We start from the raw sequence: 26,389 nt of genomic DNA on the forward strand, positions 1-26,389 counted from the left end.
CGTTGACACAATTTGTTCACACCCCTAGTATAGACCCATTTGAAAACGCTGTCTTTAGCATGGATTCTAAAAACGAAGACGCTCACTTTGTGAAATATCACAAAGTGAGCGTCTAGTCTTCTAATCGATATTGACCAGCCTTAATGGCTAAATAAATCATGGATCTTTCTGGTAAGGAAACTTGTGTGATATTCGTCAACTCTTCGATGCGGCGAATCCGGTACAGAACGGTATTCGGATGAATATGAAGATGAGCGGCGACTCGTTTGACGTTCCCATCAAAATAAAAATACCATTCGAGCGTCTTCACGAGTTCGGTCTGATGGGATGAATCATAATGCTGCAACCGTTCGACTGTCGGGTGGGTCTCCAGTCGGAGTCCGATACGTCGAGCGAGTTCCGGGACGAGTTGATAAATGCCGATCTGCTCGAAGGCACGGGAAGTCGATAGTTCGAGCGGGAACTTGCGACGTAGCGTGGTAACCCGTCGCGCTTCTTCGGCTGCGGCATATAACATGTCACTTTCGAAAAAACGTCGGCTGATGCCAAGACGTGGTTCGGATTCGCTGAACTTGTCTTGAAGCAATTGTTCGAACCGTTCCGCCCAGGCTATGAGTACAGTCTCTTCATCGGAGAGTTCAGACTTCATATAATGCCAGACGAGTAGCTGCTGACCGTCGATGGCATGTAAAACGACTTCAATTGACTCTTGCGTCGCAAGCACATAGTGAAGGCGTTCCGCAAGTTGAGGAGTGATTGGTTGAGCACATTCGATGACCGTTAACCGACTGGCGACGGCGATCGGAGCAAGTTCGTTCAATCGTTCGCGATTCGCATCCGTAAGGGTAGGGGAAGCGAGGACATCTAATAAGAAGCGTTCGAGCTCGGCGCTGATTCGTCGCTCGTGCATCGCGATGGTCATAAGTAGCTTTTTGGCGATGGTCGCCCCTTCTTGCAAGATGGCTAATTCTTGAGTACTGAACGGATTTGTCCGAGCTAAGCTCCAAATATAGCCGAGTACTTCATCATGTTGTTTGATGACGATTGCGGCGCGTTCCCCAAGACCGACGGCGAGACGGGCCGGGATGACGACCGGTTCATTTTGGTCGATGACTTCTTGTAAAATACCACTCTCCCATAGGTCTTCGATGACAGCTTCTGGGACACGACGCCCGATGATGGTCGCAATCCTGGCCGGGTCGGTCGAATCGGGATGTGTACTATAAGCGAGCAACTGGTGGTGGCGATTCTCAATCGTGATCGGTGCTCGAATCGCTTGACCAATCGCTTCGGCGAGTGTATCGAGAGACTCATAAGATTTCTGCAAAAAAGGCATGTCGATTCCTCCTCTCTCTTGAGTATACCGTCTTCTTTGTGAAACTTCACAAAAAGAATCAAGAGTGTGAGAAATGACATGCCTTCTGCGATTACATTGGGAAAAACAGTCCGACGACGAGACCGAGTAACGCTCCGACAATGACCTGGAACGGCGTGTGGCCGACGAGTTCATTCAAGAGTGGGGTCTCATGTTTAATTCCTTTGAAATAATCGTTCAAGAGCCGTGCTTGGAAACCGACCGCCTGCCGAACTCCGGTCGCATCATACATGACGATAGTGGCAAAGACGACAGCGAGAGCGAATAGACTCGAGTCAATGCCTTCCATTCGCCCAATCGCGGTAGCGAGTGCGACGACGGTAGACGAGTGCGAACTTGGCATGCCTCCTGAAGCGAACATGATTTCAATTTCAAAATCTCTTGTTTTAATGAGTTCAGTTACGAGCTTAGCCGCTTGGGCGATAAACCAAGCGAGAATCGCAGCGAGTAAAGGTTCGTTAAACATGCGTGCATTCACTTCCTGTCTGACATAGTATCTTCACTATACCCGAAAGAGGCGCAAGCTAGACGTTAAGATTTCGTCAAAAAAAGATGTCTTGGACGCGTTCTCCAAGACATCTTCTGGTCGATTTTTGTTACCCGACTACTCCTTCAGTCTCCTGAAGTTTCTCTGCAATGTTATCGATGATATAACGGTTGCGTGGGTGTTCTTGACACTCCTTCGAGCATGAACGCATTTGTTTCGGTTCACACTCTTCACAACAGAAATGCTGTGCATTGCACTCCGGGTTGGCACAATTAACGTAACGAACCGTCTCTGTCCCACAGTGCATACAGTGTGAGACGACAGATGGGTTCACGGAGTTAACCGGGACATTGATCCGCTCGTCAAAGACATAGAGCTCGCCTTCCCAGTCCTCTCCTTTTGTCGCTTCATCTTTACCATACATTGCGACGCCACCTTTAAGGTGGAAGATGTTGTCGTGACCTTGGTCACGCATATATGCTGTAAATTTCTCGCAACGGACGCCGCCGGTACAGTACGTGAGAAGTGTTTTCCCTTCGTAGAGGTCCTTGTTCTCTTCGAGCCATTCCGGCATGTAACGTGAAGCCTCTACATCGATTTTGATCGCATTTTTAAAGTGACCAAGTTCGTACTCGTAGTTGTTACGAACGTCGAGGATGACGACATCATCACGATTCATCATCTCTTTCCATTCTGCTGGTTCGAGGTATGCACCGTGTTGTTTCGGTACATCAAACTCGCCATCAAAGCGCCACGTCACGAGCTCTTTCTTGTGACGGACAAAAATTTTCTTGAAGGCATGCTCTTCGACTTCATCGATTTTGAACTCGATATCGCTGAAGAGAGGGTTTGCTTTCAAGTCATTCATGTACTGCTCGGTTTGCTCCCAAGTACCAGAGCACGTCCCGTTGATTCCTTCGGAGGAAATCAAGATGCGTCCTTTGATGCCGAGGTCCTTACAATACTTCAAATGTTCTTGCGTGAGTGTTTCTGGGTCTTCGATGTTGACGTACTTATAGTACAGCAAGACCCGCATTGGTTTTGTTTCCATGTTGTGTTGCTCCCCTGTGTTCAGTTTTTTGCAGGAAAACGAACGTTGGGTTGTGTCGTTCGACGAATGGACTTGCCTGCAACCACAAGTCCATTATTATATGATAAATATCACGACGAATTTTCGCAAATGGTTTTTAATTTTTTTTGACGAATGCAGGGAGATGCGTCTTGTAAATCGAATTCGGGTAATAGAGTAGTAACGAAAGTTGAAGGTGGAACGACTATGCTTAATTCTCTCCAACAGTACATCATCCAATTGATTGAATGGCTTCAAGGTTTGCCTGGTGGTCCATGGGCTGGACTCGGTGCCCCGTTTTTAGAAGCGATTTTTCCATTTTTACCACTCGTCTTAATCATCTCTGCCAATGCAGCGACATACGGCTTTCTGTTAGGCGTTCTCTTATCCTGGATCGGGAACCTTCTTGGAACCATCGTCGTTTTTGCGGCTGTCCGTTACGTTTTCCGCAAACCGATGACGCGCTGGCTCGAAAAACATAAGGCGGCGGTCTATTGGTTGGAACGAATCAATCATATGAGTCCGATCTCGCTCGGATTCTTATATTCTCTCCCGTTCATCCCGGTCAGTTTGATCACGTATTTATTGGCGCTCATTCAGATGCCGCTCCGTACGTTCATCATGGCGGCAGGATTCGGAAAACTGCTCGTCGTCGTGATTTTCTCTGTCATCGGGGACCAGTGGGAAGAATTTATCCAAAGTCCATTTCGTTTATCGATGCTCGGTCTACTTTTGGTCGCATTATGGGCCATCAGCCGGGGGCTAGAAGAAGTGCTCAAACGACGCGCTTTCAAGAAACGGAACGAGCAGTTGAAACAAGAGATGGTCACGAAACGACAAACACCCCTTTGAACAAGGGGTGTTTTCACTTATGACTGTTTTTTGAAACGTGGGAAATTGAATGCGATGGCGATTCCTCCACAAATAAAGAGTAGGAACGGATAGAACATGAACGGAACGAGGTCCGGCGATGCGGTCTTCGTCAATTCTGCAGCGATGAGTAATTGAGCTCCGTACGGAAGAATCCCTTGTACCCCACATGAGAAGATGTCGAGTACGCTTGCTGATTTCTTCCGTTCGATGTCATACTCGTCCGCGATGTTCGCTGCAAGTGGACCGGCTACGAGAATGGAAATCGTATTGTTCGCTGTTGCTACGTTAGTCGCACTGACAAGTCCGGCGATGCTCCATTCGGCACCGGCACGTTTTTGAATACGAGATGTCAACGCGTCGCGTAAATACGTGAGTCCGCCGTTGTGTGAGATGAGACCGACGAGTCCACCCATGAGTAATGTCAGGAATGAAATTTCGGCCATGCCAATCATCCCGTCCGCAATGGCTGTCACAAACGCCGTGACGGATAGGCTTCCATCCAGGAGACCGATGATGCCGGTGAGCGTGATGCCACCTAACAGAACCAAAATGACGTTCAGTCCTGTCAATGCGAGTCCGATGACGGCAAGATATGGAATCAGTTTGTACCATTCGAATGCGGCGACATCGACCGTTGACTCCCCATTTGACAAGACGGCGAGTAAAACCGTCGTGATGATGGCGGCCGGTAACACGATCCAGAAGTTCGTGCGGAATTTATCACGCATGTTCGTTCGTTGCGTCCGGACGGCAGCGATGGTCGTGTCTGAGATGAACGAGAGATTGTCCCCGAACATCGCCCCTCCGACAACGGCTGCGGCAGCGATGGCGACATTGACGCCACTCTCTTCATGGATACCGAGGGCGATCGGTGCAAGTGCCGCAATTGTCCCCGTCGACGTTCCCATCGCCATTGAAATGAAGGCGGCGATGACGAAGAGTCCGCTCAAGAGAAGCGAAGGTGGTAATAGAGTCAAGGCGGCGTTGACCGTTGCATCGATTGCCCCGATGGCTTCCGCTACCGTTGAAAAGGCGCCAGCCAGTAAGAAAATGAAAATCATGATGATGATGCCCGGATTGCCGGCTCCTTGCGCGATGCGCTCGACGGTTTGAGTGGCACTTCCTTTTGTCATGAATGCCGCAACCATCAAGGCGATGATGGCCGCGACGAGTACCGGAAACTTATAAAAGTCTCCGTAATAGACACCCGCCCCGATGAAGAAGAGTAAGAAGACGAGTAACGGCAAGAGTGCCCATTTGTTTGCTGTTGGTTGTTCCAAAATAATCACCTCACTAAAAAAATAAAAAGGACCCTTTTCTGAGAAAAAGGTCCTTCGTGCGAAATACCCTTTTCATCTTTCGAGCAATACGCCCGCTGGATTTGGCACAGGTTCCCCGCTGCCGAGACTTCTCAGGGCCAGTCCCTCCGTCTCTCTCGATAAAAAGTGAATCTATCCAATTAGTAAACACGTTCCCTAACGTACCTGTTTCAAATCCGCTTGTCAACTTAAAAACTCCCCAATTCGATGTGAGAAAGGGGAGTTTACGTCGTTAAATTGTTGAAGTGCGCCACGCGGTTACGTCCCGCGTATTTCCCACCGACATATAGCGCACGGTCCGCGTTTCGAATCGTATCGTCTAAGCGCTTATTTCCAAACGCATCGATTGTATCGACCCCGATGGACGCGGTCACAGAAACCTCGTGATGATCGACAAGGAACGGTTTCGCTTCGATTTTCTGGCGAATTCTTTCTGCAATGTCAACGGCTTGAGACATGTCACAATGATTGAGAAGCAAGATAAACTCTTCCCCACCATAACGGGCGGCAAAGTCATCAGCGCGAAGGGCTTGCCGGATACGTCGACCAAATTCCTGCAACACTTGGTCACCGACTTGATGGCCATACGTATCATTGATTTTTTTAAAGAAATCGATGTCGAGCATGGCGACCGAGATCGGATACATCGAGATGTCGGATATTTGTTGAATCCCGTATTCGTAGAAGGCGCGGGCATTGGCGAGGAGTGTCAAACTATCCGTCCGGCTCTCGGTATACAGACGATCTCGTTCATGACAGCGGCTGATGGTCCGGTTGAACGACTTGAGCAACTTGAGGATTTCTTGTTGGATAATCTTCGGATACCCATATACAGGTTCTCCTGTCATCACGATCCATGTTCGGATTCCCTCGATTTCTTCCGAACGAATTGAGACGAAGCTATGGTAGTCGTCATGGAAAGCGTCAGACAATGAAGCATCCCACTCAAATCGCATCTCGTAGTCAAGGACAGGCTCGACAGGTTGACTGATATCCAGTAGCGCAAATACGATGGGGCGATCAATCTGTTGACGTGTCTTCAAGTCGAAATAGAGTGTGCGATTGAATAGCTTGAACTCGATATATCCTTCATCGTAATGGTTCAATTGTTCGCATTGACTTAAAAAGACTTCAATGGCTTGCGCTTCGCTCTGAGACAAAGAGACGGCTTCTTTCGCTTCGTCGTACTGTTCAATCAGAGATTTATACGCATCCTGTCGTCCCTTTTGAATGAGAAGTCGTTTGATGAAGAAGGTCAGCGCTGCCGCGATACTGCTCACGACAAGTAAATTCGTCTCTCGGAAGAATGCTGCGGCTAAGATGAAAATCAAACTGACGACGTATGTGTAGAAGGCGATCTTCAAAAAGTCACTCAACCCGATATCAACGCGGAACCACCATCTCACCTGATACTTTTGGAAAATGGTGTTTAAGAAGATGGCAAGAAATAACCCGGCAAGCGGGATGAATGATTCTTTCGAATAGAAATCGATTCCAGTCTCCCCACCGAGGGCGAGATAGACGGTAGCGGGAATGACAATTTCTAAGTATGCCGTAATGGCGTTCCACGGATAGGTGAAGCGGAAACGGCGTATGGCGACTTTTGGTCTCAAATTGGCGAATTGAAAGACGAATAATCCAATCTGGTTGACGATGAGTGCTGTTTCAAATCCAAAGAATAGAAAAAGAATCAATACGATACTCTCAGAGAATGTGAAGTACACACCTTTGACTTCGATTGAATCGAGTTGAAAGATGATGACGAGTAATGAGATTAAAATAAAGGACAACGGATCAATGGTTGGGGCGTGCAGCACATCCAATGCAAATAATCCGATGGTGAAGCAGAACAAAACACTCCATATACTCCAACCGAGCACGGACATCTTGCGAAAGTGGTTCATGTGTTCCCTCCTAGCATGGGACATTTCAAGATATAATAGTAAAGATTCGTCATGATTTCGTGCGAGTCCTGCCTTTCTTTTATCATGCTTGAATTCTAGCATTGAGTATACAGGGAATATCCTCTATAATGAAGTTGCTTTTCAACCGCATAGACGAAAGTCGATGAAAAAGAGAGTAACGATGGTTTAGTCAACAAAGCGACCTGGGGATTGGTGAGAGCCTGGGCTGACAAACGTCGCGAAACGCACTTTTGAGATGCTATCCGAAACGAGAGTAGGCATAGCCGGAGGGAACCGTTATCACCATAAAGCGGTCTGCATCATGCAGGCAAGAAGAGTGGTACCGCGGGAATTCCCGTCTCTTTGCATCTATGCAAAGGGCGTTTTTTTTATGAGTTGTTATTGAAGAAGGAGGACATACAGATGAGTTATGAACGCAAATATGCAGAAGCACTATCCCGTGTCATCGGTGAAGAACTCACGATTGACCAAATTGAAGCATTGATTGAGAAGCCAAAACACGAGGCGCACGGTGACCTCGCGTTCCCGTGTTTCCAATTGGCGAAAGCTTACCGAAAAGCACCTGTCATGATTGCGACAGATATCGCAAATGAATTGAACGATGAATTGTTCACGAAAGTGGAGGCGGCGGGACCTTACGTCAACGTCTTCTTGAGCCGTGATGTCGTATCAAAAGAAATCATCAACACCGTGCTTGAGGAAAAATCGGAATATGCGACACACGAAGCACGCAATGAAACGATTGTGACGGACTTCTCGTCACCAAACATTGCGAAGCCGTTCTCGATGGGTCACTTGCGTTCGACGGTGATTGGGAATGCGATCAACCAAATCGCACGTAAAAACGGATATGATGTCGTCGGCGTCAACCACCTTGGGGACTGGGGCACTCAGTTCGGGAAATTGATGGTCGCCTACAAGAAGTGGGGCGATGAGGAAGCGGTACGCGCCAATCCAATCGCAGAACTCTTGAAATTATACGTCCATTTCCACGAAGAGGCGAAGACACAACCAGAACTCGAAGACGAAGGCCGTGCTTGGTTCAAAAAGCTTGAAGATGGTGATGCGGAAGCGACAGAGCTTTGGCAGTGGTTCCGTGACGAGTCGCTCAAAGAGTTCCAGAAAGTATATGACCTCCTTGGAGTGAAATTCGAAAGCTTCAATGGGGAAGCGTTCTATAACGATAAAATGGGACGCGTCGTCGAGATGCTCGAAGCGAAAAACCTCTTAGTGGAAAGTGAAGGGGCGATGGTCGTCTCGCTCGAAGAGGAGAACTTGCCACCTTGCTTGATCAAGAAAAAAGATGGCGCGACGTTGTACGCGACACGTGATTTGGCAGCGGCGATCTATCGTTACGAGACGTACAACTTCGTTCAAGCGAACTATGTCGTCGGTGGCGAACAGGCGCTCCATTTCAAACAACTCTTCTCGGTCCTTCGTAAGCTTGGATATGACTTTGTTGATGGCATGCATCACGTGCCGTTCGGCTTGATCTTGCAAGAAGGCAAGAAGATGTCGACACGTAAAGGGCGCATCGTTCTTCTTGAGGAAGTCTTGAAAGAGGCAATTGAGAAAGCGCAGGCGAACATCGAGCAGAAGAACCCGGATCTTGCGAACGCACAAGACGTTGCCCGCATGGTCGGTGTCGGCGCGGTCGTCTTCCACGATTTGAAAAACGAACGCATCAACAACATCGAGTTCGATCTCGACAGCATGCTCAAGTTCGAAGGGGAGACAGGACCTTACGTTCAATACACGAACGCTCGTGCGAACTCACTCCTTCGTAAAGGAAACTATGACGGCTCACCATTCACTGGTGCAGACGATGACTACTCATGGGGTGTCGTCACGATGCTCAATGCGTTCCCACACGTCATCACGCGTGCGCATGAACGCCGCGAACCATCAATCATCAGCCGCTATGTACTCGACCTCGCGCAAGCGTTCAACAAGTACTACGGTCACGTCCGCGTCCTAGAAGAAGATGCGAGCAAACAATCGCGTCTCGCTCTCGTCAAGGCAGTGACGCTCGTATTGACAGAAGGGCTCCGTTTACTCGGTGTCGAAGCTCCGGAAGAAATGTAAGACAGACGAAAGGACCTCAAAAAAATTGAGGTCCTTTTTGTATTCATGCTTTCATCCGTGTGACCGTTCGGGCTTCCGTGTCATATAGACACCATTCCCGATCGAAGATGACGGCGCCGACGTTAATGACATATCGTTTTTTCTTCAAATGGAACGGTGTCCCGAGTTCCCACGGCAGAGAGGTTCCCTTTCGGTAAATCCCGGGGATGTGACTGTGTCCGATGAAGACGAGTGGGTATTTTCCTTTCTCGACCATCGGTTCCCAGTCTTTATTCCACTTCACTTGATGTCCATGTAAAAAGCGTGCTTCCTCGAGAGTCGTCTGTTCCGGCAATAACGAAATCCGTGTTTTCACAGGATGGTCGATTACGAGCACCTCGTCGATTCGCTCTTCCTGATTGCCTCGTAGACTCGGGAATGTGAGTAACGCTTCATAATTTGGGTCGTACGTCACGACGTCTTCCACATGATGAAAGCGCTCGTGACGTCGTTTTTTGCCAACATGGCATTCGTAGAGGTCCCCGAGACAGAGAATATGCTCGGTTTCGCGACGAACGTCATCTAGAACGGTCTTTAAATCATCAAACGAACCGTGCGGGTCACTGATGATGGCGAGTTTCATCGGAAGTTCGTAAATTGGGCATCGACGGACAATTCAAGTTCACGTACGAGTTGCATGACGGCCTGGAGGTCGTCACGCGACTTACCTGTCACTCGGATTTGATCGTCCTGGATTTGCGATTTGACTTTTAGTTTTGATTCTTTGATGGCGTTGTTGATTTTTTTGGCGTCGTCTTTGTCGATGCCGCTTTTCAATTTCACGCGTTGGCGAACCGTGCCACCGAGTGCGTTCTCTACTTTTTGATAATCGAGGTTTTTCGTCGGGACACCGCGTTTGATCAATTTCGTGATCAAGACGTCTTTTAATTGCTCGAGTTTATAATCGTCATCCGAGATGAGGACGAGGTCGCCACTGTCGAGGGACATCTCACTCTTTGACCCTTTGAAGTCATAACGGTTCAAAATTTCCTTTTCCGCAATTTGGATTGCGTTCTTTACTTCTTCAAGATTCATTTCTGACACGATATCGAAAGAATTGTCTTTTGCCATGTTTCATCCATCCTTTGTGTGGTTTTGTTATAATGATAGCAGATTTGAAGCAGTGAAGGAGTGAAGAGATGGAACGTACAATGGATCAACACACACATGCAGACTTAGATCACGTTGCCTATCACGGGAAAGACCTAGGGGTGACGTTCAAAGGGGAACAGATTCGACTACGAGTTTGGTCTCCGGTAGCGGAACAGATGTCGGTCAAGTTGTATCGAACAGCCCGTGCCCGTAAGTTTGAACGACTCGAGCTCGAGCCGGCTGAGAAGGGGACGTGGGTGATCGAACTCGACCGTGCCTTATTCGAAGGTCAATTTTATGTATTTGAAGCGCTGATTGATGGGAAAAAAGTAGAGTCGCTCGATCCGTATGCGAAAGTCGTCGGAGTGAATGGGAAACGAGGATGTCTGCTCGATCCGGCATCTTTGAACCCGGACCATTGGATCAAAGAACGTCCGCTATTCAATTCTTCACAAGAGGCGGTCATCTATGAGGCGCACGTCCGTGATTTGACGAGTCACCCAGAGAGTGGGGCGACGCACCGTGGGAAGTTCTTAGGGATGACCGAGACGGGTACGACGACCACGAGCGGTTACCCGACCGGACTCGATTATATTACCTCGCTTGGAATCACTCATCTCCAATTAATGCCGTTCTTTGACTACGGCTCGGTGAATGAGTCACGTGAAGGGGAAGACAATTATAACTGGGGTTACGATCCGGTTCATTACTTTGCGGTCGAAGGATCTTACGCCTCGTCGGCAGATGACCCGGCGACGCGAATTGTCGAATTGAAGGCACTGATTCAAGCGCTCCACGATCGAGGCATCCGGGTCATCATGGACGTTGTCTTCAACCACACGTATGATGCGTTGACAACACCGCTCGGGCAATTCGTCCCGGATTATTACTATCGCTTAAACGAAGACGGAACACTCGCGGATGGTTCAGCATGTGGGAATGACACGGCATCCGAGCGTGCGATGATGCGTAAGCTCATGGTCGAGTGTGTCACGTACTGGGCGAAAGAATTCATGATTGATGGGTTCCGCTTCGATTTGATGGGACTCCATGACGTCAAAACGATGAACCAGATTCGGAAAGCGCTCGACCGCGTCGACCCATCGATTCTTGTCATCGGGGAAGGGTGGGATTTGGATACACCGCTCCCGGTTCGTAAAAAAGCGAATCAGCATAATGCGCATAAGATGCCACGCATCGCCCAATTCAATGATGGGATTCGAGACGGTGTCCGAGGAGACGTCTTCATCGAAGACTTACCGGGCTGGGTGAGTGGAAACACGGATATGACAGCAGATGTGAAACGAGGGATTGCTGGTGGCATCACGAGCCAAAGTTTCGCTGATGAGCCGAACCAGGTCGTCAACTATGTAGAATGTCATGACAATTTGACGCTTTGGGACAAGTTATCCGTGACGAATCCCGAAGATGACGAGACGACACGTCGCCGTCGCCACCGTTTGGCGACGTCGATTGTGCTCCTAAGTCAAGGGATTCCATTCCTTCACAGTGGACAGGAATTTTTCCGGACAAAAGACGGGGATGAGAATAGCTTCAATTCAGGCGAAGTCATCAACCGTATGGACTGGAACCGGGCGGAGCAAGAAGCGCCAAGTGTGGAATATGGGAAAGGCCTCTTGCGTCTGCGTAAGCAATATCCGCTCTTCCGACTCGAGAACACGGAACAGATTCGCAAACACTTGCGTTTCTTTGATGAAGCAGAGGGTGTGATTGCCTTTGAATTGAGCCGTCATGTGGAAGGATATGTAGAACGACATATCGTCTACCACAACGCACTCGAGGAGGCGGTTGAGGTCAAACTTCCATCTGGCAAGTTCGAGGTGAACGTGGAGGACCATACCGTTAATCTGACGGCGCCACGTCAAGTCGAGGACCGTCATATGACGGTCGCTCCACTCTCGACACTAGTCGTAACCGAACGTCGCCCAGATTACAGCAAGTACGCTGTGGCCGGTGGTGCGGCCCTCGCTGTAATCGGTGGTCTCTGGTATGTATCGAGAAAGCGGAAACGCAAAGAGCAGTAACCAAAAAGGAGACGTTAATCCGTCTCCTTTGGTGTGTCTTCCTCTGTTTGAGATGCCTCGAGTTGCATCATTTTTTGAACGAGGATGTGTTTTGGCATATGCATCAGTTCCTCGAGGGGGACGTTTAATTTTTTTGCGAGTTCAACTGCGGTCTCTGGTGATAGTTGTAATGGACGCATGGAAGGTCTCCTTTCTAAACGATATGTCTTTACCGTCAGTATACAGGAAAATCGAAAATGTGTTGAATGAACACATTCAAAATCGAATTTCGTTTCGGTCGTTGCTAAGCTGAAACTAGGAAGTGATCAGATGTACAAACAAACAGCAGACTTTCAATTTCATCAAACGATCGAATGGCTAGAACGTGTAGGTGAAGGTTGGATGTTGTACTTGGCGCAAACTGGATTTTTGTTCTTTGACGAGTCGTCTCAAATTCGCTGGGAGATCGACTGGAAATGGACACCATGCGCCCTATATGTGGAGCCGAATGCAAGACGTGCCGTGGCATGGTTCCAGGAAAAAGGACTTTACGGAGTCATTGATTTACAACGAGGACAGATGGAGACGCATGCGATCCCTCAACGATTCAACGGAGACTGGTTTAGCAATTTGCACTATTGGCAAGGCGATGACATCTTCTTATATTCAGCCGAATCGGATGTCGTAGCCTTGAACCTCCATGATCATACGTTTCGATATAGCCGCTATGAAGAAGTCCCTGTCTTTGGGAACATCATCGAGCTAGCGTATCAAGGGACGTATGATTTTGAACGATTCACACCTGAAACGTGTGTGACATTGTTCGATGAACGAACTCATCATTTTTTAGTTGAAAATGTGAAGACGAAAGAAACCTGGCGCATTCCATACGAAGGAAACCGCGACACGGTCATTCTCGATCAAGTGGGAGAAACGACGGCGATCACATCGACAGAGTCGTTCCAACTGTTTCATCGAGAGGAAGAATTATTTTGCTCAAGCGTGTGTGCAGACACCCAATTATTGAAGGTAATGCTGTTAGATGAACGAGGGGATCGACTCGTCGTCTTGTCCGCACCACCTCGATTTTGTCATAGCTGGCTTCAAGTCTTTGAACGACAAGAGTCCTGAACCGAACTTAGGTTCAGGAATTTTTTGTGAAGTGATGATGAATGAATCGAGAAACGGGAAGTAGATGGATAGACAGGGAGGAGTGACATCAATGGAATGGTTAGGTAGGCAGTTGGTTCGTTTTCGGTATGGCGTATTACTCATATGGGCGATTTTACTCGCGGGTTCAGTTTATTTCGGGCTACAGCTCCCGGGTGAGTTGAGAGGAAACGGATTTGCCATTCAAGACGGACGTTTCCAACAGGTAGAAGATCAGTTGAATGAACGATTTGATCGAGCAGGTGCTTCAATGATCGTCTTATTTGAAGGAGGAAATCTGGAGGCGGTCATGGACGAACAACAAGACCGTTTTGGGGAAATTTCATCAATTGATGGCATGATTACCCCGGCGGAGAATCCGGACGCGCGTTCAGGGGACGTATCCTATTTCGTGCTGGAATTCGAAGATTATGATGCGGCGGAATCCTCGATCGATGCCGTCCGAGACGCGCTCATCGTTGATACGGATACCGAAGTCCGCTTGACGGGAGAACCGGTCTTTGCGGATGACTTAAACGAAGCTTCGAAAAATGACTTGATTCGAGCGGAGTTGATTGGGATTCCGGTCGCGCTTCTCGTGTTGTTGCTTGTTTTCGGCACACCGCTCGCCGCGCTCATGCCGTTACTCGTCGGGTTGATTACCTTTATTGTCGCAGCGGGATCGCTATTCTTTTTTGCACAAAACATGGAATTATCTATCTTTGTTCTCAATGCCGTCGCCATGATTGCGATTGCGCTTGGGATTGATTTTTCACTGTTACTCGTCAATCGGTATCGGGAAGAGTTAACGCGCGGGCAATCGAGAGAAGAGGCGATTGTCCGGACGGTAGCGACGGCGGGACGCTCGATTCTCTTTTCAGGTCTATGTGTCTTTGTCGGATTAGCCGGACTCCTATTTATTCAAGTAGATGTCTTTCAGGCGGTCGCGCTCGGTGCCCTCATTGCCGTCGCGGGGGCCGTGCTATCTGCACTGACCTTGTTGCCGTCGTCGCTTTACTTAGTCGGTGACGCCTTGAATAAAGGACGAATCATCAAGACAGATGAGACGAAATCTGAAAAGCGCTGGCAAAAACTTGCTCGCTTCGTGATGAGACGTCCGGTGACGATGACGCTCATTGCTTTGTTGATCCTGCTCCCGAGTCTTTGGTTCGTGCGCGACCTAGAGTTGAACATTCCGGACGCCGATGCGCTCCCTACCTCATATGAATCACGAGCGGCACTCGAACGATGGGACGATGTGTTTGGGGATAACTCGACCGATGCGGTCCTTCTGTTTGAAGCGAACGATTTGACCGATCCGATGATTTTAGAGGAATTGACGAGTCTCACAGATGAGTTAAACGAGGTCGATATTGTCGATAATGTCTCGACTTTCTTAACGACATCCGGATTGACGCCTGAGACGTTTACGCAACTCGCCGAAGCGGCGCCAGAACAACTCGCCCCACTTGAGCGACTTGTGACCCTTGATGAGAATACAGATTTGGCGCTCGTGAATGTCAGCTTCGATGTACCTCCGAGCGACAAAGAAGCGCAAGCATTCGTACGCGATTGGCGAGACAAAGGGTTTGAAGTCGGCGGACCGGCAGCCTTCAATGAAGAGATTTATGATGAGATTTATGACAGCATTCCCTATGCGGTCATCACCGTCATCTTGGCAACCTTCTTCATCCTCATGTGGGCGTTCCGATCCATCTTGATTCCAATCAAGGCGATTCTCATGAACGTGCTTGGTCTTGGGGCGACGTTCGGTTTACTCGTCATCATTTTTGAATCAGGTTATGTGTACGATGCAGAAACAATCAGTATTTTGACACCGGTGTTCATCTTCTCACTCGTCTTTGGATTGTCGATGGACTATGAGGTATTTCTCGTTTCACGAATCGAGGAATATTACCGCGAGACAGGCGACAATGACTATGCGACGGAGATGGGGCTTGCGAAGACGAGTAAAATCATCACTTCAGCCGCCATCATTATGATTGTCGTGACGGGTGCGTTCGCCTTCACGGGTGTGAGCCCGATCAAACAGCTCGGCGTGGGGATTGCGCTCGCCATCTTCATTGATGCGACCATCATCCGGATCCTGCTCGTTCCGTCTCTCATGAAACTGTTCGGGGATTGGAACTGGTGGTGGTTCGGAAAGAAAGATTTACCGAAACGTAACATGCACTAAAGGTAAAATTCATGAACTGAATCAAAATGTGTGGTAAACTACGTACAAGATTACGCGCAATTTGAGAAAGGAAGGTCTTTATGGATACCGAGAGGACATGGCCTCTGTTCCAACTTCCGGACTTCTAGCGTTGACTGATCGCTTACACGTGTATCAATCAACAAACGGAAGATCGGAGATGGAACAGATGGAACCGCAGCTACGACTGAGGATCCTCCTCTCCGTCAAGAACGGGGAGGACAATCGGAATGAAACGAGTTGCTACCATAGTGCTCGGAACGCTGATCATGGCGTTCGGTTATTATTATTTGAATGAACAGTTTGGTTTGGCGGAAGGCGGGTTCGTCGGATTATCGCTACTCGGTCGTTATTTATTTGATATCGACCCGGCGATTTCGATGATCGTGCTCGACATCCCATTTTTTATCGTCGCTTTGTGGTGGAAAGGATGGCGTTTTGTCGGGCAAGCGGTACTAGCCGCTTCGTCCTTGTCGCTTAGTTATGCGATGTGGGACCGTCTCGACTTGCTCACGTTTGATATTCAAGTATGGCCGGCAACATTGTTTGCGGCCATCGCGAGTGGGATTGTGACCGGATATGGTCTCGGTCTTGTCTTGAAGTCAGGCGGGGCGACCGGAGGCGATGACTTATTCGCTCTTGGCTTATCGAAATGGACAGGTGTGTCGGTCGGTACGATTCTGATTATTTTTGATGTGATCGTCCTTGGGATTTCACTCATCTATTTACCATTATCGAACGCATTGTATACGCTCGTCGCAGTATCGATTGCCGGAAGGGTCGTCACAAAGATGCTCGTCGTCGACGAACCGAAAGCGACACCCGTCGCACCAAATTGGACACCAAAAAACGATCTCGCATGAGATCGTTTTTTTTATGATGAGTGAGAGCGAGTTAGGTTGGCTTGAATCTCGATGGAAAAAAATTACTGTTAGCAAATCGAGAGTGGTACAATGAACTATAGATTGAATTTTTGGTGGTGAGAAGATGAACCGTAACATCGTAAACTTGAGTATCCTCGCATTACTTATGGCAGTGATGGTAATGAATAACCTTGAAGGACTGCACACGCTCAAAACGATCGTGAACAGTATGGCAATGCTGATGCTATCTGTCATTGGAATCATGTTCATAACGAACTATGCGAAAAATAAGAAACAAGCTATGTGATGAAATGGGTGGCTAGCGCTGCCTATTTTCTTTTTCGCTTTTTGTGGTAAATCTCACAGCGCATGCTCTCACCATCCATTACACTAGTGGAGGAAGGAGTGATGGTTGATGAAATGGATGATTCCAACACAGCATGGGGCATGGTCGATGCTCATTTTACCGTTCGTTCTTGGAGGGACAGTCGGGGGATGGGTGTGGACACATGTGCCTTTTGCTATTGCATGGTTGTTTGTCTATATGGGGACATTCTTCTTATTTCAATACATCAAGCAACGAAAGAAATCGCGTGAGCTTTTACGCACCGTGATCATCTATCTGATGATTGCTACACTATCCATCACCCCAGTCTTATGGATGCAATGGAGTCTCATCTGGTTCGCTTTTGCAATGATTCCATTCGGTCTCGCAAACGCCTATTTTGCCAAAATCAAAGATGAGCGAAACGTATGGAATGACGTCAGTGCCGTCACTTCATTCTGTATTGGAGGAATGGCGAGTTATTACCACGGAGCACACGTCGTGGATGAAACAATTGCATGGGTATTCGTTTTGCCATACCTCTATTTCCTCGGAAGTATCTTTTTCGTCAAGACGATGATTCGGGAAAAGAAGAGCATCGCGTATCGTAACCTTTCGTGGGGGTATCATATGCTGTTAATCGTCGTGTTCATTGCGCTCGGTTATCCGCTGCTCGCTTTAGCATATGCCCCGAGTTTGATTCGTGCTATTTGGTTCTACGGCAAAAAAATCCCAATCATGAAGATTGGGATTGTCGAAATCGCAAACTCTGTATTTGTACTGGTGTGTCTCACGATGAATCTCTTAATTTAATTTGTGGTTGATGAGGTACTAGCGATAACGGCGGCAGTCGTGGCAGCGGTCGCCGCTTGTTGCATCGCCAATAAGTGGGCAAACGTACCGTGGAGCAATAAGTCGCTCGCTTCGTTTGTTATGCGTTCGGCCGCTACAAGTTGAAGTGCGATGAGCACGCTATGTGTGTTGAACCAGCGCTGCTTGTCTTTTTCGGCCCCTACGATTTCCTGAATAGCATGAATCGCGCTCGTATTCGGTTCCGTGACAATGCTAAGTAGTGCGAGTGCGGGTAAGTGTTCGCGACGAATCGAGATGTGCACTTCATCTAATTGAGACTTCCATGTGAGCAATCGAGAGACTGCTTCTTCGGGAGAGGACTCGCTGAACGTCAAAAGGTGTGAGACGAGTTGCAGTTCGTTTGACTTCGGGAGCCGTCCCTTCAATAATGCATAATGTTGCTCGATGCGTTCGTTCAAATCAATAATATCGTCAAACGCTTGCACGAGCACGAGCGCCGATAATAAGTCTTCCTCGCTTGTCAACCAAGGGTGATGTCGTTTGAACGTTTGATATAGTTCGGTCGCCTCATCGAGCCGACGGTCGGGTTCCTCGACATTGATCAGTTGATTCGCTAAAAAGGGACGTAGTGAACTGAAGCGGAAGTGTTTCCGGTCGAGTAACGTATCGAGACGGAGCGCCTCGTCGATTGCGGTTCCGATGTCCTCATACTTGGCGTCGAGAAACGAGAGCCAGACGAGGTTTTGACTGCCTCGAAACTTCGAGAACATCTTCGTTTTTTGTTTTAATACATCGCGTGCGTTCGAAAATCGAGATGCCTCGAACGGGGTGTCGTGAATTGCGTAATGAACGGCCATCAAGCGTCGGAAATCATCTGTCAGTTCCCACTTTGTTGCCGTCTTGATGGCCTCTAGTGCTTCTACATATCGTTCATATCGTGTCATGTCGAATCGCCTCCTTGTCCAATCATACGAGCGGGGGCGATCAGATGTTTCAAAAAAAGCCGTCTCGGAAACATTTCCGGACGGCTTTTGATTATTGTACTTGTGTGTAGAGTTTTTGCATGTACTCGTTCACTTCATCAGCCGCTTGGAACATCATGAATGAGTGTTGCAAGATGATCTCTGGTGAGAAACCGAGGTCGAGGTCGAGTGTCGAGGCGAGTGTGACATCGCGATCGCTGTCGAGTACACAACGGAAGTATTTGAACTCCTGGTTGAACTCGTTCAAGGCATTAAGAATCGGTAAATCTTCTACGTAATCTGGGACGTGCGTGACGGTAGCAGCATACAACTCAGCATCTGTCGTCTTTTTGTTAAAAGCGATAATCATAACGGGCTGAGCCCCGGATTTTGTTGTTTCACGCGTCAAGAACGTGACGTGCGTTTCAGTGTCGCTCTCTTTGAACGTCATGTTGCGTTCAGCGGCGAGCGCTCTAAATGATTCTACTTTTTCTTCGAAGTTCACAAGGAAATCCCCCTTAGTAAGTCGTTACTCTAACTTTCTCCCATTTGGACAGGGAAAGCAAGGGGAACTAGCGTTTCATCAACATTTTAATGGCTTCTTCCACCGTTTCGGACGTATCTTCGCCATCTGCTTGAGCGGTGATGATACATTGTTCCAAGTTCTTAGCCACAATGATAGTCGAAGCGCGATCGAGTGCGGAACGTGCGGCACTTAATTGCGTCACGACATCGCGACATTCTTTTCCTTCCTCCATCATCCGGATGATGGCACGAATTTGTCCTTCCACTCGTTTCATGCGATTCAATACTTTTGCATCGTATACATACGGTTCCATATCATTCACCTCTATAGGAAAAATTGTTCAGTTACCCAACTATTTATTGTGTAGGCTCATCTTAATACATGGGGGAGTATGTGTCGAGCATCAACTATCCAAATGGATGATGTTGAAAAATTCGACATTTCGTCAAACTTATTTCTTGCAATTAAATACCTAAGGGGGTATATTAATGACGTGGAAGCGAAATGTTCAACAAATCACAAACTTGTCGAACGCCAGCAACCAAGCCGAATGGTATAAATCGAATTGAAAACAGAAAGGTAGATCAACGATGAAAGCATCCGCTTTAAAACGTCAAATGGACTTTGAAGTGCCTGTAAATATCGTCGACGTCCGAGAACGTGACGAGTTTCAAGAAGCACATATTGAGGGCGCGAAAAACTATCCGTTATCCGAAATGACAGAGTGGATCGACACGCTCGATCCAGCTGAAGAATATGTCGTTCTTTGCCGCTCAGGTGCGCGTAGCACGCAAGCGACTTGGCAAATGGAGGCGAAAGGCTATAAAGTGGTCAATATAGAAGATGGCTTGATGAGTTGGCCAGGAGAAGTCGTCAGAGGAGGAAATCGACAATGAGTAAAAAAATCGTAATCGTCGGTGGGGTAGCAGGTGGTGCGTCTGCAGCTGCACGACTCCGTCGTTTGAATGAAGAGAATCAAATCGTCATGTTCGACCGTGGGGAGTATATCTCATTCGCGAACTGTGGTCTTCCATACTATATCGGGGATGTCATCCAAGACCGTCAAAAACTCCTTGTTCAAACCGTTGAAGGGATGAACAAGCGTTTCCAACTCGATATCCGCAATTTGACGGAAGTCATTAAAATTAACCGTGACGAGAAAACAGTGACGGTGAAACACGTTCAAACAGGCGAAACGTATGACGAGTCATACGACGTTCTCATTCTTTCTCCGGGAGCGAAACCGATTCGTCCAAACATCCCTGGAATCGACGAGGCAGAAGATATTTTCACGCTTCGCAACATTCCGGACACAGATAAAATCCGTGGCTACGTCGATGACAAGGCGCCGAAGCATGCGACCGTAATTGGTGGAGGCTTTATCGGGATTGAGATGGCAGAAAACTTACGTGAGCGTGGCGTTGAGGTGACGCTCGTTGAGATGGCGGACCAAGTCATGACGCCACTTGACCGTGAGATGGTGGCGCCAATTCATGAACATATGCGCTTGCATGGCGTCGAGCTTCAATTGTCTGATGGCGTTGCTTCGTTCTCAGAGCAAGGAAAGAAAGTTCATTTGACAAGCGGTCGTGTCATCGATACAGATATGGTCATCATGTCAATCGGTGTTACACCGGAATCGACGATTGCGCGTGAAGCAGGCCTTGAAACAGGTACGCGCGGTGCCATTCGTGTTAATGAAAAGATGCTCACATCAGACCCGAATATTTACGCGATCGGGGATGCGGTCGAAGTACTCGACTACGTCTTCAAAGAACCAACTGTCGTGCCACTCGCATGGCCAGCGAACCGTCAAGGCCGTCTCGTTGCCGATATCATTAACGGCCGCGACGTGAAATACAATGGAACGATGGGAACGGGAATCGCCAAAGTATTTGATATGACGGTCGCATCGACAGGATGGAATGAAAAACGGTTGAAGGCGGCTGGCAAGACGTATGAGGCTGTTCACGTGCATCCAGGTTCGCATGCTGGTTATTATCCAGGATCGACACCTGTGTCGCTTAAACTCTTGTTCCACCCGACAACGGGTGAAATCTATGGTGCGCAAGGTGTCGGAATCAATGGAGTCGATAAACGCATCGACGTCATTGCGACAGCTATGAAGGGTGGTTTGACAGTCCTCGATCTACCTGACCTTGAGCTCAGTTATGCACCACCGTTCAGTTCTGCGAAAGATCCGGTCAATATGATCGGGTATGTCGCGTCGAACGTCGTCCTCGGTGACAATGAAGTCGTACATTGGGATGAAATCGATGAGCTCGTGGAAATCGGAGCGACGTTACTAGACGTTCGCGATGAATCGGAGCATGAACTCGGAAAGATTCCAGGATCGATCAATGTGCCACTCAACTCATTACGAGAAAACTTGGACAACTACGACCGGAATGAAACGATTTACGTGACGTGCCAAGTCGGTCTTCGTGGCTATCTCGCATCACGCATCTTACGTCAAAACGGCTTCAAAGTGAAAAACTTGAGCGGTGGCTACAAGACGTGGTCGCAAATCAATCGTGATTTCGAGGCGCTTGAAGAAGCGAACACATCAAATGAAACAGCGGCTACCGTTGTAGAAGAGGAGCCAACACAAATGACAAATGCACCAATCGGGGAAGCGGTCATGTTAGACACATGTGGTCTACAATGCCCGGGACCTATTTTAGAAGTAAATAAGAAAGTCGCAGAACTCGGGGAAGGCGAAACGCTCCGCGTTCTCGCAAGTGACCCAGGATTCTTCGCAGATATCGAAGCATGGGCGAAGAAGACAGGCAACAAACTCGTCTCGAAACAATTCGTTAACGGACGCGTTGAAGCCATCCTTCAAAAAGGACAAGGTCCGGCTGCACCACAAGCAGGCGCACCAGCAGGAGACGGTGCATCAATGGTCGTCTTCAGCGGAGACCTCGACCGCGCACTCGCATCCCTCATCATTGCGCAAGGTGCTGCCGCGATGGGGAAAGAAGTGACGATGTTCTTCACATTCTGGGGACTCAATGTCATCCGCAAACCGGACGCACCGGAAGTGAAAAAGCAAGGTCTTGAGAAAATGTTCGGTATGATGATGCCAGGACATGCCGGCGAATTGCCACTTTCGAACATGAACTTCGGTGGTGTTGGTCAAAAAATGATGAAGAAAGTCATGAGCGATAAGAACGTTCCTTCTGTGGAAGAAATGATCAAGTCAGCGCAAGAAGCAGGCGTGAAAATGGTAGCTTGCACGATGTCAATGGATGTCATGGGCATAAAAGAAGAAGAGTTGATTGACGGGGTCGACCTTGGTGGTGTGGCGGCTTATCTCGGCGCAGCAGAAGGCGGAAATTTAAACCTCTTTATCTAAATGAAATATAGAACGAGTCGGATTGCGATGCGCTCTCCGGCTCGTTTTTTTCTTTTAGAAAGAACCGAGATGATGTTGAAAAAACGAATTAATATTGCAATTTTCGTATAATTTACCTATAATTCAAGTCATGTTAAGAAAGTTGACATGACTTTTTCTGTTGAGATTTTTAGAATGATGGAGGATTAGTATGGAGAAATTGGTAGAGAAACTCGTTTCGCAAGCGAACGATTTGTTGTGGTCGCAAGTGCTCATCGTTGTACTTGTCGCTTTAGGTCTTTATTTTACAGTTCGTATGGGCTTCGTTCAGTTCCGCATGATTCCTGAAATGTTCCGCCTCTTGTTCAAAGAGGGCACAGCACGTGAAAAAGGCCAAGTGTCTTCGTTCCAAGCTTTCGCAATCGGAACGGCAGCTCGTGTAGGGACAGGAAACATTGCCGGTGTGGCGACAGCGATTGCGCTAGGTGGCCCAGGAGCAGTTTTCTGGATGTGGCTCATTGCGTTGATTGGGGCAGCATCTGCATTCGTCGAAAGTACGTTGGCACAAGTGTACAAGATTCGTGATGGACGCACATGGCGTGGGGGACCTGCCTACTATATGGAGCGTGCGCTCGGCCAACGTTGGCTAGGTGTCTTGTTCGCGATTTTAATCACGTTCTCATTCGGATTCGCGTTCAACTCGGTACAGTCGAATACGATCTCACTCTCTGTGAGTAACCAGTTCGGGATCAGCACAACAGTCGTTGGGGTTGTCCTCGCGATTGTGACGGCAATTGTCGTCTTTGGTGGGATCCAATCGATCGCACTCTTGTCGAGTATCATCGTACCGGTCATGGCAGGTGGCTACATCTTACTCGCGATTTGGATTATGGTGACGAACGTTTCCCTTCTACCAGACGTCTTCAGCCTCATCTTCTCAGAAGGAGTCCTCGGAATTGAGCAACTCTTCGGAGGGGCGATTGGCGCCATGGTACTTCAAGGGATTCGTCGAGGTCTCTTCTCGAACGAAGCGGGTATGGGTTCTGCACCGAACGCCGCTGCGACAGCGGAAGTATCGCACCCTGTCAAACAAGGATTGATTCAATCGTTTAGCGTATTTGTCGATACATTGCTCGTTTGTACATCGACAGCGATGATTATCTTGATTTCAGGCGTAGCCGGTTCAGAGTCGTTTGCGGGTGTCGAATTGACGCAAGCCGCGTTGACAGCAGAAATCGGTTCGGTCGCGACATCGTTCTTGACGATTGCGATTTTCCTATTTGCGTTCAGTTCGATTCTTGGAAACTATTACTACGGTGAGACGAACATCCAGTTCATCTCGGATAAGAAAATCTACGTCACGCTCTATCGCATTGGTGTTGTCGGCATGGTCTTGTTTGGTGCGGTCCGCTCTGCCGGCCTTGTTTGGTCGATTGCTGACGTGTTCATGGGTCTCATGGCACTCGTGAACTTATATGCCATCTTCCGCTTGGCGAAAGTGGCTCGCGCCGTTCTCGATGACTACTTGGCACAGCGACGCGAAGGAGAAGACCCAGTTTTCTATGTCGACTCGGTTGAGAATCTTCCTGGTCGTGAATACATCGAAGCTTGGGAAAGCGAAACAGAGGAACAACAAACAGGAACAAGTCGTTCTTGATATAAGGAACCGTCTACGAATTCAAGTAGGCGGTTTTTTTACGTATATAAGACGGGTAATGTCATAAAAAGGGGGCGTTCATGTATGGAGACGACGCATTATGTACGTGTTTCCCCAGAAGTTTGGGTGTCATTTAATCAGGATCCGGAGATGATTTTAGACTGGTTGATTCATATGCATGAGCAATATCGGGATCGGGACGATACGCTGACGCTTCCGAATGTGGAACCGTTTCAACGCGTACTTAGTCAAATCGAGGTATATATCGACGGGGCCGACACGTATAACATGGAAATGGCGCTCGTCGGCGAAGAGTTGATTGTCAATGAGGCGCAGGCGGTCGTGGTCGGTATCTTGACCCCGCAGTTACTTCATATTGTCAAAGATACGTTGCATGCGTTCGGGCGAGATGATGTGAAAGACATGGCATTCGTTGCAAAAGATGAATTCGAGATGATTTGGGAAGATTGGACCCGATTGCAACAGTTTTGTGAGATTGCTTCGTCCCAGGAAGAACTCGTCTTGATTTATTATGAATGAAAGTGAATTCCCATGGTATACTGTTAATAAATGGTATAAAGGGGATTTGCTCATGGATGTGTTCGGCACACTCATCTGGCTCGGGCTACTCATCAATCCGTTTCTTGCGTATCAAACGGGGTTCAAGTCGCTTTATCGCATCACACTTATCTCATTCGCTGTATTCTTGGTGACATGGGGGTATGCTGTCACGGTTGGGGTGGTATCTGTCTCATTTGACACGGCTTGGAACGTCCTTCTCATCGTATATGTTGGTCTTTTAGTATTGAATAGTTATTTGGTCAGCAAGCGGTTCGTTCCAAAAATGACATGGATTCGTTTTGTTGCAATCGCACTGATAGGCGTTGCTGTCAGTCAAGCGTGGTTGGGATTGAGTACAGGGGAGTGGACGACTTTATTCTTCATGGACGGGGATTTCTGGATGATGAGCGTCATCGTATCGCTACTCCTCCTACTTCTCGTCACGCTGAAGACGTTAGATCATCAAATAGAAGCATGAAAAAAATCCCGAAGCGAGGTGACTCGCTTCGGGATTTTGATTATTTCAACGCTGTCTCAAGTGCCTTGACGTTTTCACGCATCAAGTCGAAGTAGCTCTTATCCATCTGTTCTTTCCTGACCGATTCCAAGTTGTAGATTGTCACGCTCTCTGCACCGATCTCTTGTTTCACGACTTCGGCCACTTTTGGTGTGACCGTGTCTTCGAATGCGATATAGTTCAAGTCGTGGAGACGGGCTTCCTCGATGATCCGTTTGAGAGCTTGTTGTGACGGCTCTTCAGACGGTGTAAGTCCCGCGATTGGTAATTGGTCAAATCCGTAACGTTCAGCCAAATAACCATATGCGGCATGCGTCACGAGTAACTCGGATTTTGAACCGTTCTCGACGGCTGCCTTCAATTCAGTGTCGAGAGCGTTTGCTTCGTCTTTAAAAGTGCTTAACCGTTCTGCGAACTCGTCTTTATAGTCGGGTGCTTCCTCACTGAATGCGGCTTCGACCGCTTCTGCCATTGATACAGCATTCATCGGGTCAAGCCAGACGTGGGGATCGTATTGACCGTGACTATGACCGTCTCCTTCTTCGTGAGCATGTTCGTCTCCAGAGTGTGCGTCTTCTTCGTGAGCATGTTCGTCTTCAGAGTGTGCGTCTTCTTCGTGAGCATGTTCATCTTCAGAATGTCCTTCTTCTTCATGAGCGTGGTCGTCTTCAGTATGTCCTTCCTCATCATGGACATGGACGGTATCCGCCGCATCAAGTAACTTCACGTTCTCGGCTGTTTTGACGAAGGCGACGTTCTGACCATCTAAACTCTTCTCCATAGACTCGACGTAAGGTTCAAGGTCATGACCAATCGTCAAAAAGAGGTCGGCTTCTGCGATTTGTGTCATTTGCTTTGAAGTTGGCTCATACGTATGCGGATCAGCCCCAGGTGGAATGACCATCTCCACGTTGACGCGGTCCCCACCGATTTCTTCGGCTAATGATTTTAATGCAAACGTTGAAGCGAAGACGGTCAGTTGACCATCTGTCGATTCAGATGCGTTATCTCCTTCGGTATTTCCACACGCACCAAGTAAAAGCGTACCGGCTGCGACTGCGCCTAACCAAGTTTTCTTCATCTTCCATCTTCCACCTTTCAAGTTATCTGAATATTAAATCGTAACTGTTACGTTTTATGACTGCGAGTAATATTATAGTGTGAGCTTCGGAGCAC

Annotated in this window: 25 protein-coding genes, 1 riboswitch and 1 other annotated feature; of the genes, 13 read left to right on the top strand and 12 right to left on the bottom strand. The window is 48.2% G+C overall.

The window, feature by feature from the left end; all coding sequences use genetic code 11:
• Positions 1-112: 112 nt before the first annotated feature.
• From F3H97_RS01275 to trhO, 3 genes are all read right to left on the bottom strand, one after another.
• A complete protein-coding gene (locus tag F3H97_RS01275) occupies positions 113-1,336 on the bottom strand; it encodes a PucR family transcriptional regulator (protein ID WP_159563356.1) in 1,224 nt (407 codons plus the stop codon).
• A gap of 91 nt (positions 1,337-1,427) precedes the next feature.
• Positions 1,428-1,853 carry a divergent PAP2 family protein gene (locus F3H97_RS01280; protein ID WP_143180200.1) on the bottom strand — a complete coding sequence of 142 codons (426 nt, stop codon included), beginning with the start codon at positions 1,851-1,853 and terminating at the stop codon, positions 1,428-1,430.
• A 118-nt stretch (positions 1,854-1,971) separates the two neighbouring features.
• Positions 1,972-2,913 carry an oxygen-dependent tRNA uridine(34) hydroxylase TrhO gene (trhO, locus tag F3H97_RS01285; RefSeq protein ID WP_159563357.1) on the bottom strand — a complete coding sequence of 314 codons (942 nt, stop codon included), beginning with the start codon at positions 2,911-2,913 and terminating at the stop codon, positions 1,972-1,974.
• A 225-nt stretch (positions 2,914-3,138) separates the two neighbouring features.
• Between trhO and F3H97_RS01290 the strand changes: the two genes are divergently transcribed.
• Complete coding sequence (locus tag F3H97_RS01290) at positions 3,139-3,783, top strand: TVP38/TMEM64 family protein (protein WP_159563358.1); 645 nt, start codon at positions 3,139-3,141, stop codon at positions 3,781-3,783.
• 17 nt (positions 3,784-3,800) lie between these two features.
• Here the strand turns inward: F3H97_RS01290 and F3H97_RS01295 are convergent, their stop codons facing one another.
• Positions 3,801-5,084, bottom strand: coding sequence for a Na+/H+ antiporter NhaC family protein (locus F3H97_RS01295; protein WP_196430354.1), 1,284 nt, complete (start codon positions 5,082-5,084; stop codon positions 3,801-3,803).
• Positions 5,085-5,153: 69 nt separating this feature from the next.
• Positions 5,154-5,249: riboswitch (SAM riboswitch) on the bottom strand.
• A gap of 98 nt (positions 5,250-5,347) precedes the next feature.
• Positions 5,348-7,027: a GGDEF domain-containing protein gene (locus tag F3H97_RS01300; RefSeq protein ID WP_196430355.1), complete on the bottom strand. Its 1,680-nt coding sequence runs from the start codon at positions 7,025-7,027 to the stop codon at positions 5,348-5,350.
• A 154-nt stretch (positions 7,028-7,181) separates the two neighbouring features.
• Positions 7,182-7,393, top strand: a binding site (T-box leader).
• Positions 7,394-7,450: 57 nt separating this feature from the next.
• On the opposite strand from F3H97_RS01300, the gene argS reads away from it, so the two are divergent.
• Entirely contained in the window at positions 7,451-9,133 is a 1,683-nt protein-coding gene (gene argS / locus F3H97_RS01305; RefSeq protein ID WP_196430356.1) for an arginine--tRNA ligase, read from the top strand.
• Between the two features lie 43 nt (positions 9,134-9,176).
• Here the strand turns inward: argS and F3H97_RS01310 are convergent, their stop codons facing one another.
• Together F3H97_RS01310 and F3H97_RS01315 are read right to left on the bottom strand one after the other, a co-directional pair.
• Entirely contained in the window at positions 9,177-9,755 is a 579-nt protein-coding gene (locus F3H97_RS01310; protein WP_196430357.1) for a metallophosphoesterase family protein, read from the bottom strand.
• On the bottom strand, positions 9,752-10,243 hold the full coding sequence (locus tag F3H97_RS01315; RefSeq protein WP_074034908.1) for a YajQ family cyclic di-GMP-binding protein: 492 nt from the start codon (positions 10,241-10,243) through the stop codon (positions 9,752-9,754). The genes F3H97_RS01310 and F3H97_RS01315 overlap by 4 nt, the downstream gene beginning before the upstream one ends.
• Before the next feature lie 68 nt (positions 10,244-10,311).
• On the opposite strand from F3H97_RS01315, the gene pulA reads away from it, so the two are divergent.
• Complete coding sequence (pulA, locus tag F3H97_RS01320) at positions 10,312-12,309, top strand: type I pullulanase (protein ID WP_196430358.1); 1,998 nt, start codon at positions 10,312-10,314, stop codon at positions 12,307-12,309.
• Between the two features lie 14 nt (positions 12,310-12,323).
• On the opposite strand, the gene F3H97_RS01325 is transcribed toward pulA, so the two are convergent.
• Positions 12,324-12,488 (bottom strand): YycC family protein, encoded by a 165-nt coding sequence (locus F3H97_RS01325; protein WP_074034904.1) that lies wholly within the window; start codon positions 12,486-12,488, stop codon positions 12,324-12,326.
• Between the two features lie 130 nt (positions 12,489-12,618).
• Between F3H97_RS01325 and F3H97_RS01330 the strand changes: the two genes are divergently transcribed.
• From F3H97_RS01330 to F3H97_RS01350, 5 genes are all read left to right on the top strand, one after another.
• The gene (locus F3H97_RS01330) at positions 12,619-13,419 is read left to right on the top strand and encodes a hypothetical protein (RefSeq protein WP_159563364.1); all 801 of its coding nucleotides are present in this window, start codon (positions 12,619-12,621) and stop codon (positions 13,417-13,419) included.
• Between the two features lie 91 nt (positions 13,420-13,510).
• Complete coding sequence (locus F3H97_RS01335; RefSeq protein ID WP_196430359.1) at positions 13,511-15,634, top strand: MMPL family transporter; 2,124 nt, start codon at positions 13,511-13,513, stop codon at positions 15,632-15,634.
• Between the two features lie 248 nt (positions 15,635-15,882).
• Positions 15,883-16,515, top strand: coding sequence for a YitT family protein (locus tag F3H97_RS01340; protein WP_196430360.1), 633 nt, complete (start codon positions 15,883-15,885; stop codon positions 16,513-16,515).
• A gap of 124 nt (positions 16,516-16,639) precedes the next feature.
• Positions 16,640-16,822, top strand: a complete 183-nt coding sequence (locus tag F3H97_RS01345) for a hypothetical protein (RefSeq protein ID WP_196430361.1) — start codon at positions 16,640-16,642, stop codon at positions 16,820-16,822.
• A gap of 108 nt (positions 16,823-16,930) precedes the next feature.
• The gene (locus F3H97_RS01350; RefSeq protein ID WP_196430362.1) at positions 16,931-17,653 is read left to right on the top strand and encodes a YwiC-like family protein; all 723 of its coding nucleotides are present in this window, start codon (positions 16,931-16,933) and stop codon (positions 17,651-17,653) included.
• On the opposite strand, the gene F3H97_RS01355 is transcribed toward F3H97_RS01350, so the two are convergent.
• The 3 genes from F3H97_RS01355 to F3H97_RS01365 form a co-directional block, all read right to left on the bottom strand.
• Positions 17,650-18,597, bottom strand: a complete 948-nt coding sequence (locus tag F3H97_RS01355; protein ID WP_159563367.1) for a DUF4003 domain-containing protein — start codon at positions 18,595-18,597, stop codon at positions 17,650-17,652. The two genes, F3H97_RS01350 and F3H97_RS01355, sit on opposite strands and share 4 nt — an antisense overlap.
• A gap of 91 nt (positions 18,598-18,688) precedes the next feature.
• Positions 18,689-19,120, bottom strand: a complete 432-nt coding sequence (locus F3H97_RS01360; RefSeq protein WP_015880528.1) for a type III secretion system chaperone family protein — start codon at positions 19,118-19,120, stop codon at positions 18,689-18,691.
• 67 nt (positions 19,121-19,187) lie between these two features.
• The gene (locus F3H97_RS01365) at positions 19,188-19,454 is read right to left on the bottom strand and encodes a metal-sensitive transcriptional regulator (protein WP_015880529.1); all 267 of its coding nucleotides are present in this window, start codon (positions 19,452-19,454) and stop codon (positions 19,188-19,190) included.
• Positions 19,455-19,731: 277 nt separating this feature from the next.
• Between F3H97_RS01365 and F3H97_RS01370 the strand changes: the two genes are divergently transcribed.
• The 5 genes from F3H97_RS01370 to F3H97_RS01390 all read left to right on the top strand — a co-directional run bounded on the left by F3H97_RS01370 (position 19,732) and on the right by F3H97_RS01390 (position 25,174).
• Positions 19,732-20,037: a rhodanese-like domain-containing protein gene (locus F3H97_RS01370; RefSeq protein WP_196430363.1), complete on the top strand. Its 306-nt coding sequence runs from the start codon at positions 19,732-19,734 to the stop codon at positions 20,035-20,037.
• On the top strand, positions 20,034-22,499 hold the full coding sequence (locus F3H97_RS01375; RefSeq protein ID WP_196430364.1) for a CoA-disulfide reductase: 2,466 nt from the start codon (positions 20,034-20,036) through the stop codon (positions 22,497-22,499). The genes F3H97_RS01370 and F3H97_RS01375 overlap by 4 nt, the downstream gene beginning before the upstream one ends.
• A 190-nt stretch (positions 22,500-22,689) precedes the next feature.
• Entirely contained in the window at positions 22,690-24,135 is a 1,446-nt protein-coding gene (locus tag F3H97_RS01380) for an alanine/glycine:cation symporter family protein (RefSeq protein ID WP_196430365.1), read from the top strand.
• A gap of 84 nt (positions 24,136-24,219) precedes the next feature.
• Positions 24,220-24,675 carry a hypothetical protein gene (locus F3H97_RS01385; protein ID WP_031424431.1) on the top strand — a complete coding sequence of 152 codons (456 nt, stop codon included), beginning with the start codon at positions 24,220-24,222 and terminating at the stop codon, positions 24,673-24,675.
• A 52-nt stretch (positions 24,676-24,727) separates the two neighbouring features.
• Positions 24,728-25,174 (top strand): hypothetical protein, encoded by a 447-nt coding sequence (locus tag F3H97_RS01390; protein WP_196430366.1) that lies wholly within the window; start codon positions 24,728-24,730, stop codon positions 25,172-25,174.
• A gap of 40 nt (positions 25,175-25,214) precedes the next feature.
• Here F3H97_RS01390 and F3H97_RS01395 read toward each other — a convergent pair whose 3' ends face one another.
• Entirely contained in the window at positions 25,215-26,294 is a 1,080-nt protein-coding gene (locus F3H97_RS01395; RefSeq protein ID WP_196430367.1) for a metal ABC transporter solute-binding protein, Zn/Mn family, read from the bottom strand.
• Positions 26,295-26,389: the final 95 nt, after the last annotated feature.

Origin of the sequence: Exiguobacterium sp. SRB7LM (assembly GCF_015712685.1) — a bacterium.
Taxonomy (GTDB): domain Bacteria; phylum Bacillota; class Bacilli; order Exiguobacteriales; family Exiguobacteriaceae; genus Exiguobacterium; species Exiguobacterium profundum.

What these genes read in the sequence shown, in the direction of transcription:
- F3H97_RS01275 (WP_159563356.1), bottom strand. Translation starts at nt 1,336, where the DNA reads ATGCCTTTTTTGCAGAAATCTTATGAGTCTCTCGATACACTCGCCGAA.
- trhO (WP_159563357.1), bottom strand. Translation starts at nt 2,913, where the DNA reads ATGGAAACAAAACCAATGCGGGTCTTGCTGTACTATAAGTACGTCAAC.
- F3H97_RS01290 (WP_159563358.1), top strand. Translation starts at nt 3,139, where the DNA reads ATGCTTAATTCTCTCCAACAGTACATCATCCAATTGATTGAATGGCTT.
- F3H97_RS01300 (WP_196430355.1), bottom strand. Translation starts at nt 7,027, where the DNA reads ATGAACCACTTTCGCAAGATGTCCGTGCTCGGTTGGAGTATATGGAGT.
- argS (WP_196430356.1), top strand. Translation starts at nt 7,451, where the DNA reads ATGAGTTATGAACGCAAATATGCAGAAGCACTATCCCGTGTCATCGGT.
- F3H97_RS01310 (WP_196430357.1), bottom strand. Translation starts at nt 9,755, where the DNA reads ATGAAACTCGCCATCATCAGTGACCCGCACGGTTCGTTTGATGATTTA.
- F3H97_RS01315 (WP_074034908.1), bottom strand. Translation starts at nt 10,243, where the DNA reads ATGGCAAAAGACAATTCTTTCGATATCGTGTCAGAAATGAATCTTGAA.
- pulA (WP_196430358.1), top strand. Translation starts at nt 10,312, where the DNA reads ATGGAACGTACAATGGATCAACACACACATGCAGACTTAGATCACGTT.
- F3H97_RS01325 (WP_074034904.1), bottom strand. Translation starts at nt 12,488, where the DNA reads ATGCGTCCATTACAACTATCACCAGAGACCGCAGTTGAACTCGCAAAA.
- F3H97_RS01330 (WP_159563364.1), top strand. Translation starts at nt 12,619, where the DNA reads ATGTACAAACAAACAGCAGACTTTCAATTTCATCAAACGATCGAATGG.
- F3H97_RS01335 (WP_196430359.1), top strand. Translation starts at nt 13,511, where the DNA reads ATGGAATGGTTAGGTAGGCAGTTGGTTCGTTTTCGGTATGGCGTATTA.
- F3H97_RS01340 (WP_196430360.1), top strand. Translation starts at nt 15,883, where the DNA reads ATGAAACGAGTTGCTACCATAGTGCTCGGAACGCTGATCATGGCGTTC.
- F3H97_RS01345 (WP_196430361.1), top strand. Translation starts at nt 16,640, where the DNA reads ATGAACCGTAACATCGTAAACTTGAGTATCCTCGCATTACTTATGGCA.
- F3H97_RS01350 (WP_196430362.1), top strand. Translation starts at nt 16,931, where the DNA reads ATGAAATGGATGATTCCAACACAGCATGGGGCATGGTCGATGCTCATT.
- F3H97_RS01355 (WP_159563367.1), bottom strand. Translation starts at nt 18,597, where the DNA reads ATGACACGATATGAACGATATGTAGAAGCACTAGAGGCCATCAAGACG.
- F3H97_RS01365 (WP_015880529.1), bottom strand. Translation starts at nt 19,454, where the DNA reads ATGGAACCGTATGTATACGATGCAAAAGTATTGAATCGCATGAAACGA.
- F3H97_RS01370 (WP_196430363.1), top strand. Translation starts at nt 19,732, where the DNA reads ATGAAAGCATCCGCTTTAAAACGTCAAATGGACTTTGAAGTGCCTGTA.
- F3H97_RS01375 (WP_196430364.1), top strand. Translation starts at nt 20,034, where the DNA reads ATGAGTAAAAAAATCGTAATCGTCGGTGGGGTAGCAGGTGGTGCGTCT.
- F3H97_RS01380 (WP_196430365.1), top strand. Translation starts at nt 22,690, where the DNA reads ATGGAGAAATTGGTAGAGAAACTCGTTTCGCAAGCGAACGATTTGTTG.
- F3H97_RS01385 (WP_031424431.1), top strand. Translation starts at nt 24,220, where the DNA reads ATGGAGACGACGCATTATGTACGTGTTTCCCCAGAAGTTTGGGTGTCA.
- F3H97_RS01390 (WP_196430366.1), top strand. Translation starts at nt 24,728, where the DNA reads ATGGATGTGTTCGGCACACTCATCTGGCTCGGGCTACTCATCAATCCG.
- F3H97_RS01395 (WP_196430367.1), bottom strand. Translation starts at nt 26,294, where the DNA reads ATGAAGAAAACTTGGTTAGGCGCAGTCGCAGCCGGTACGCTTTTACTT.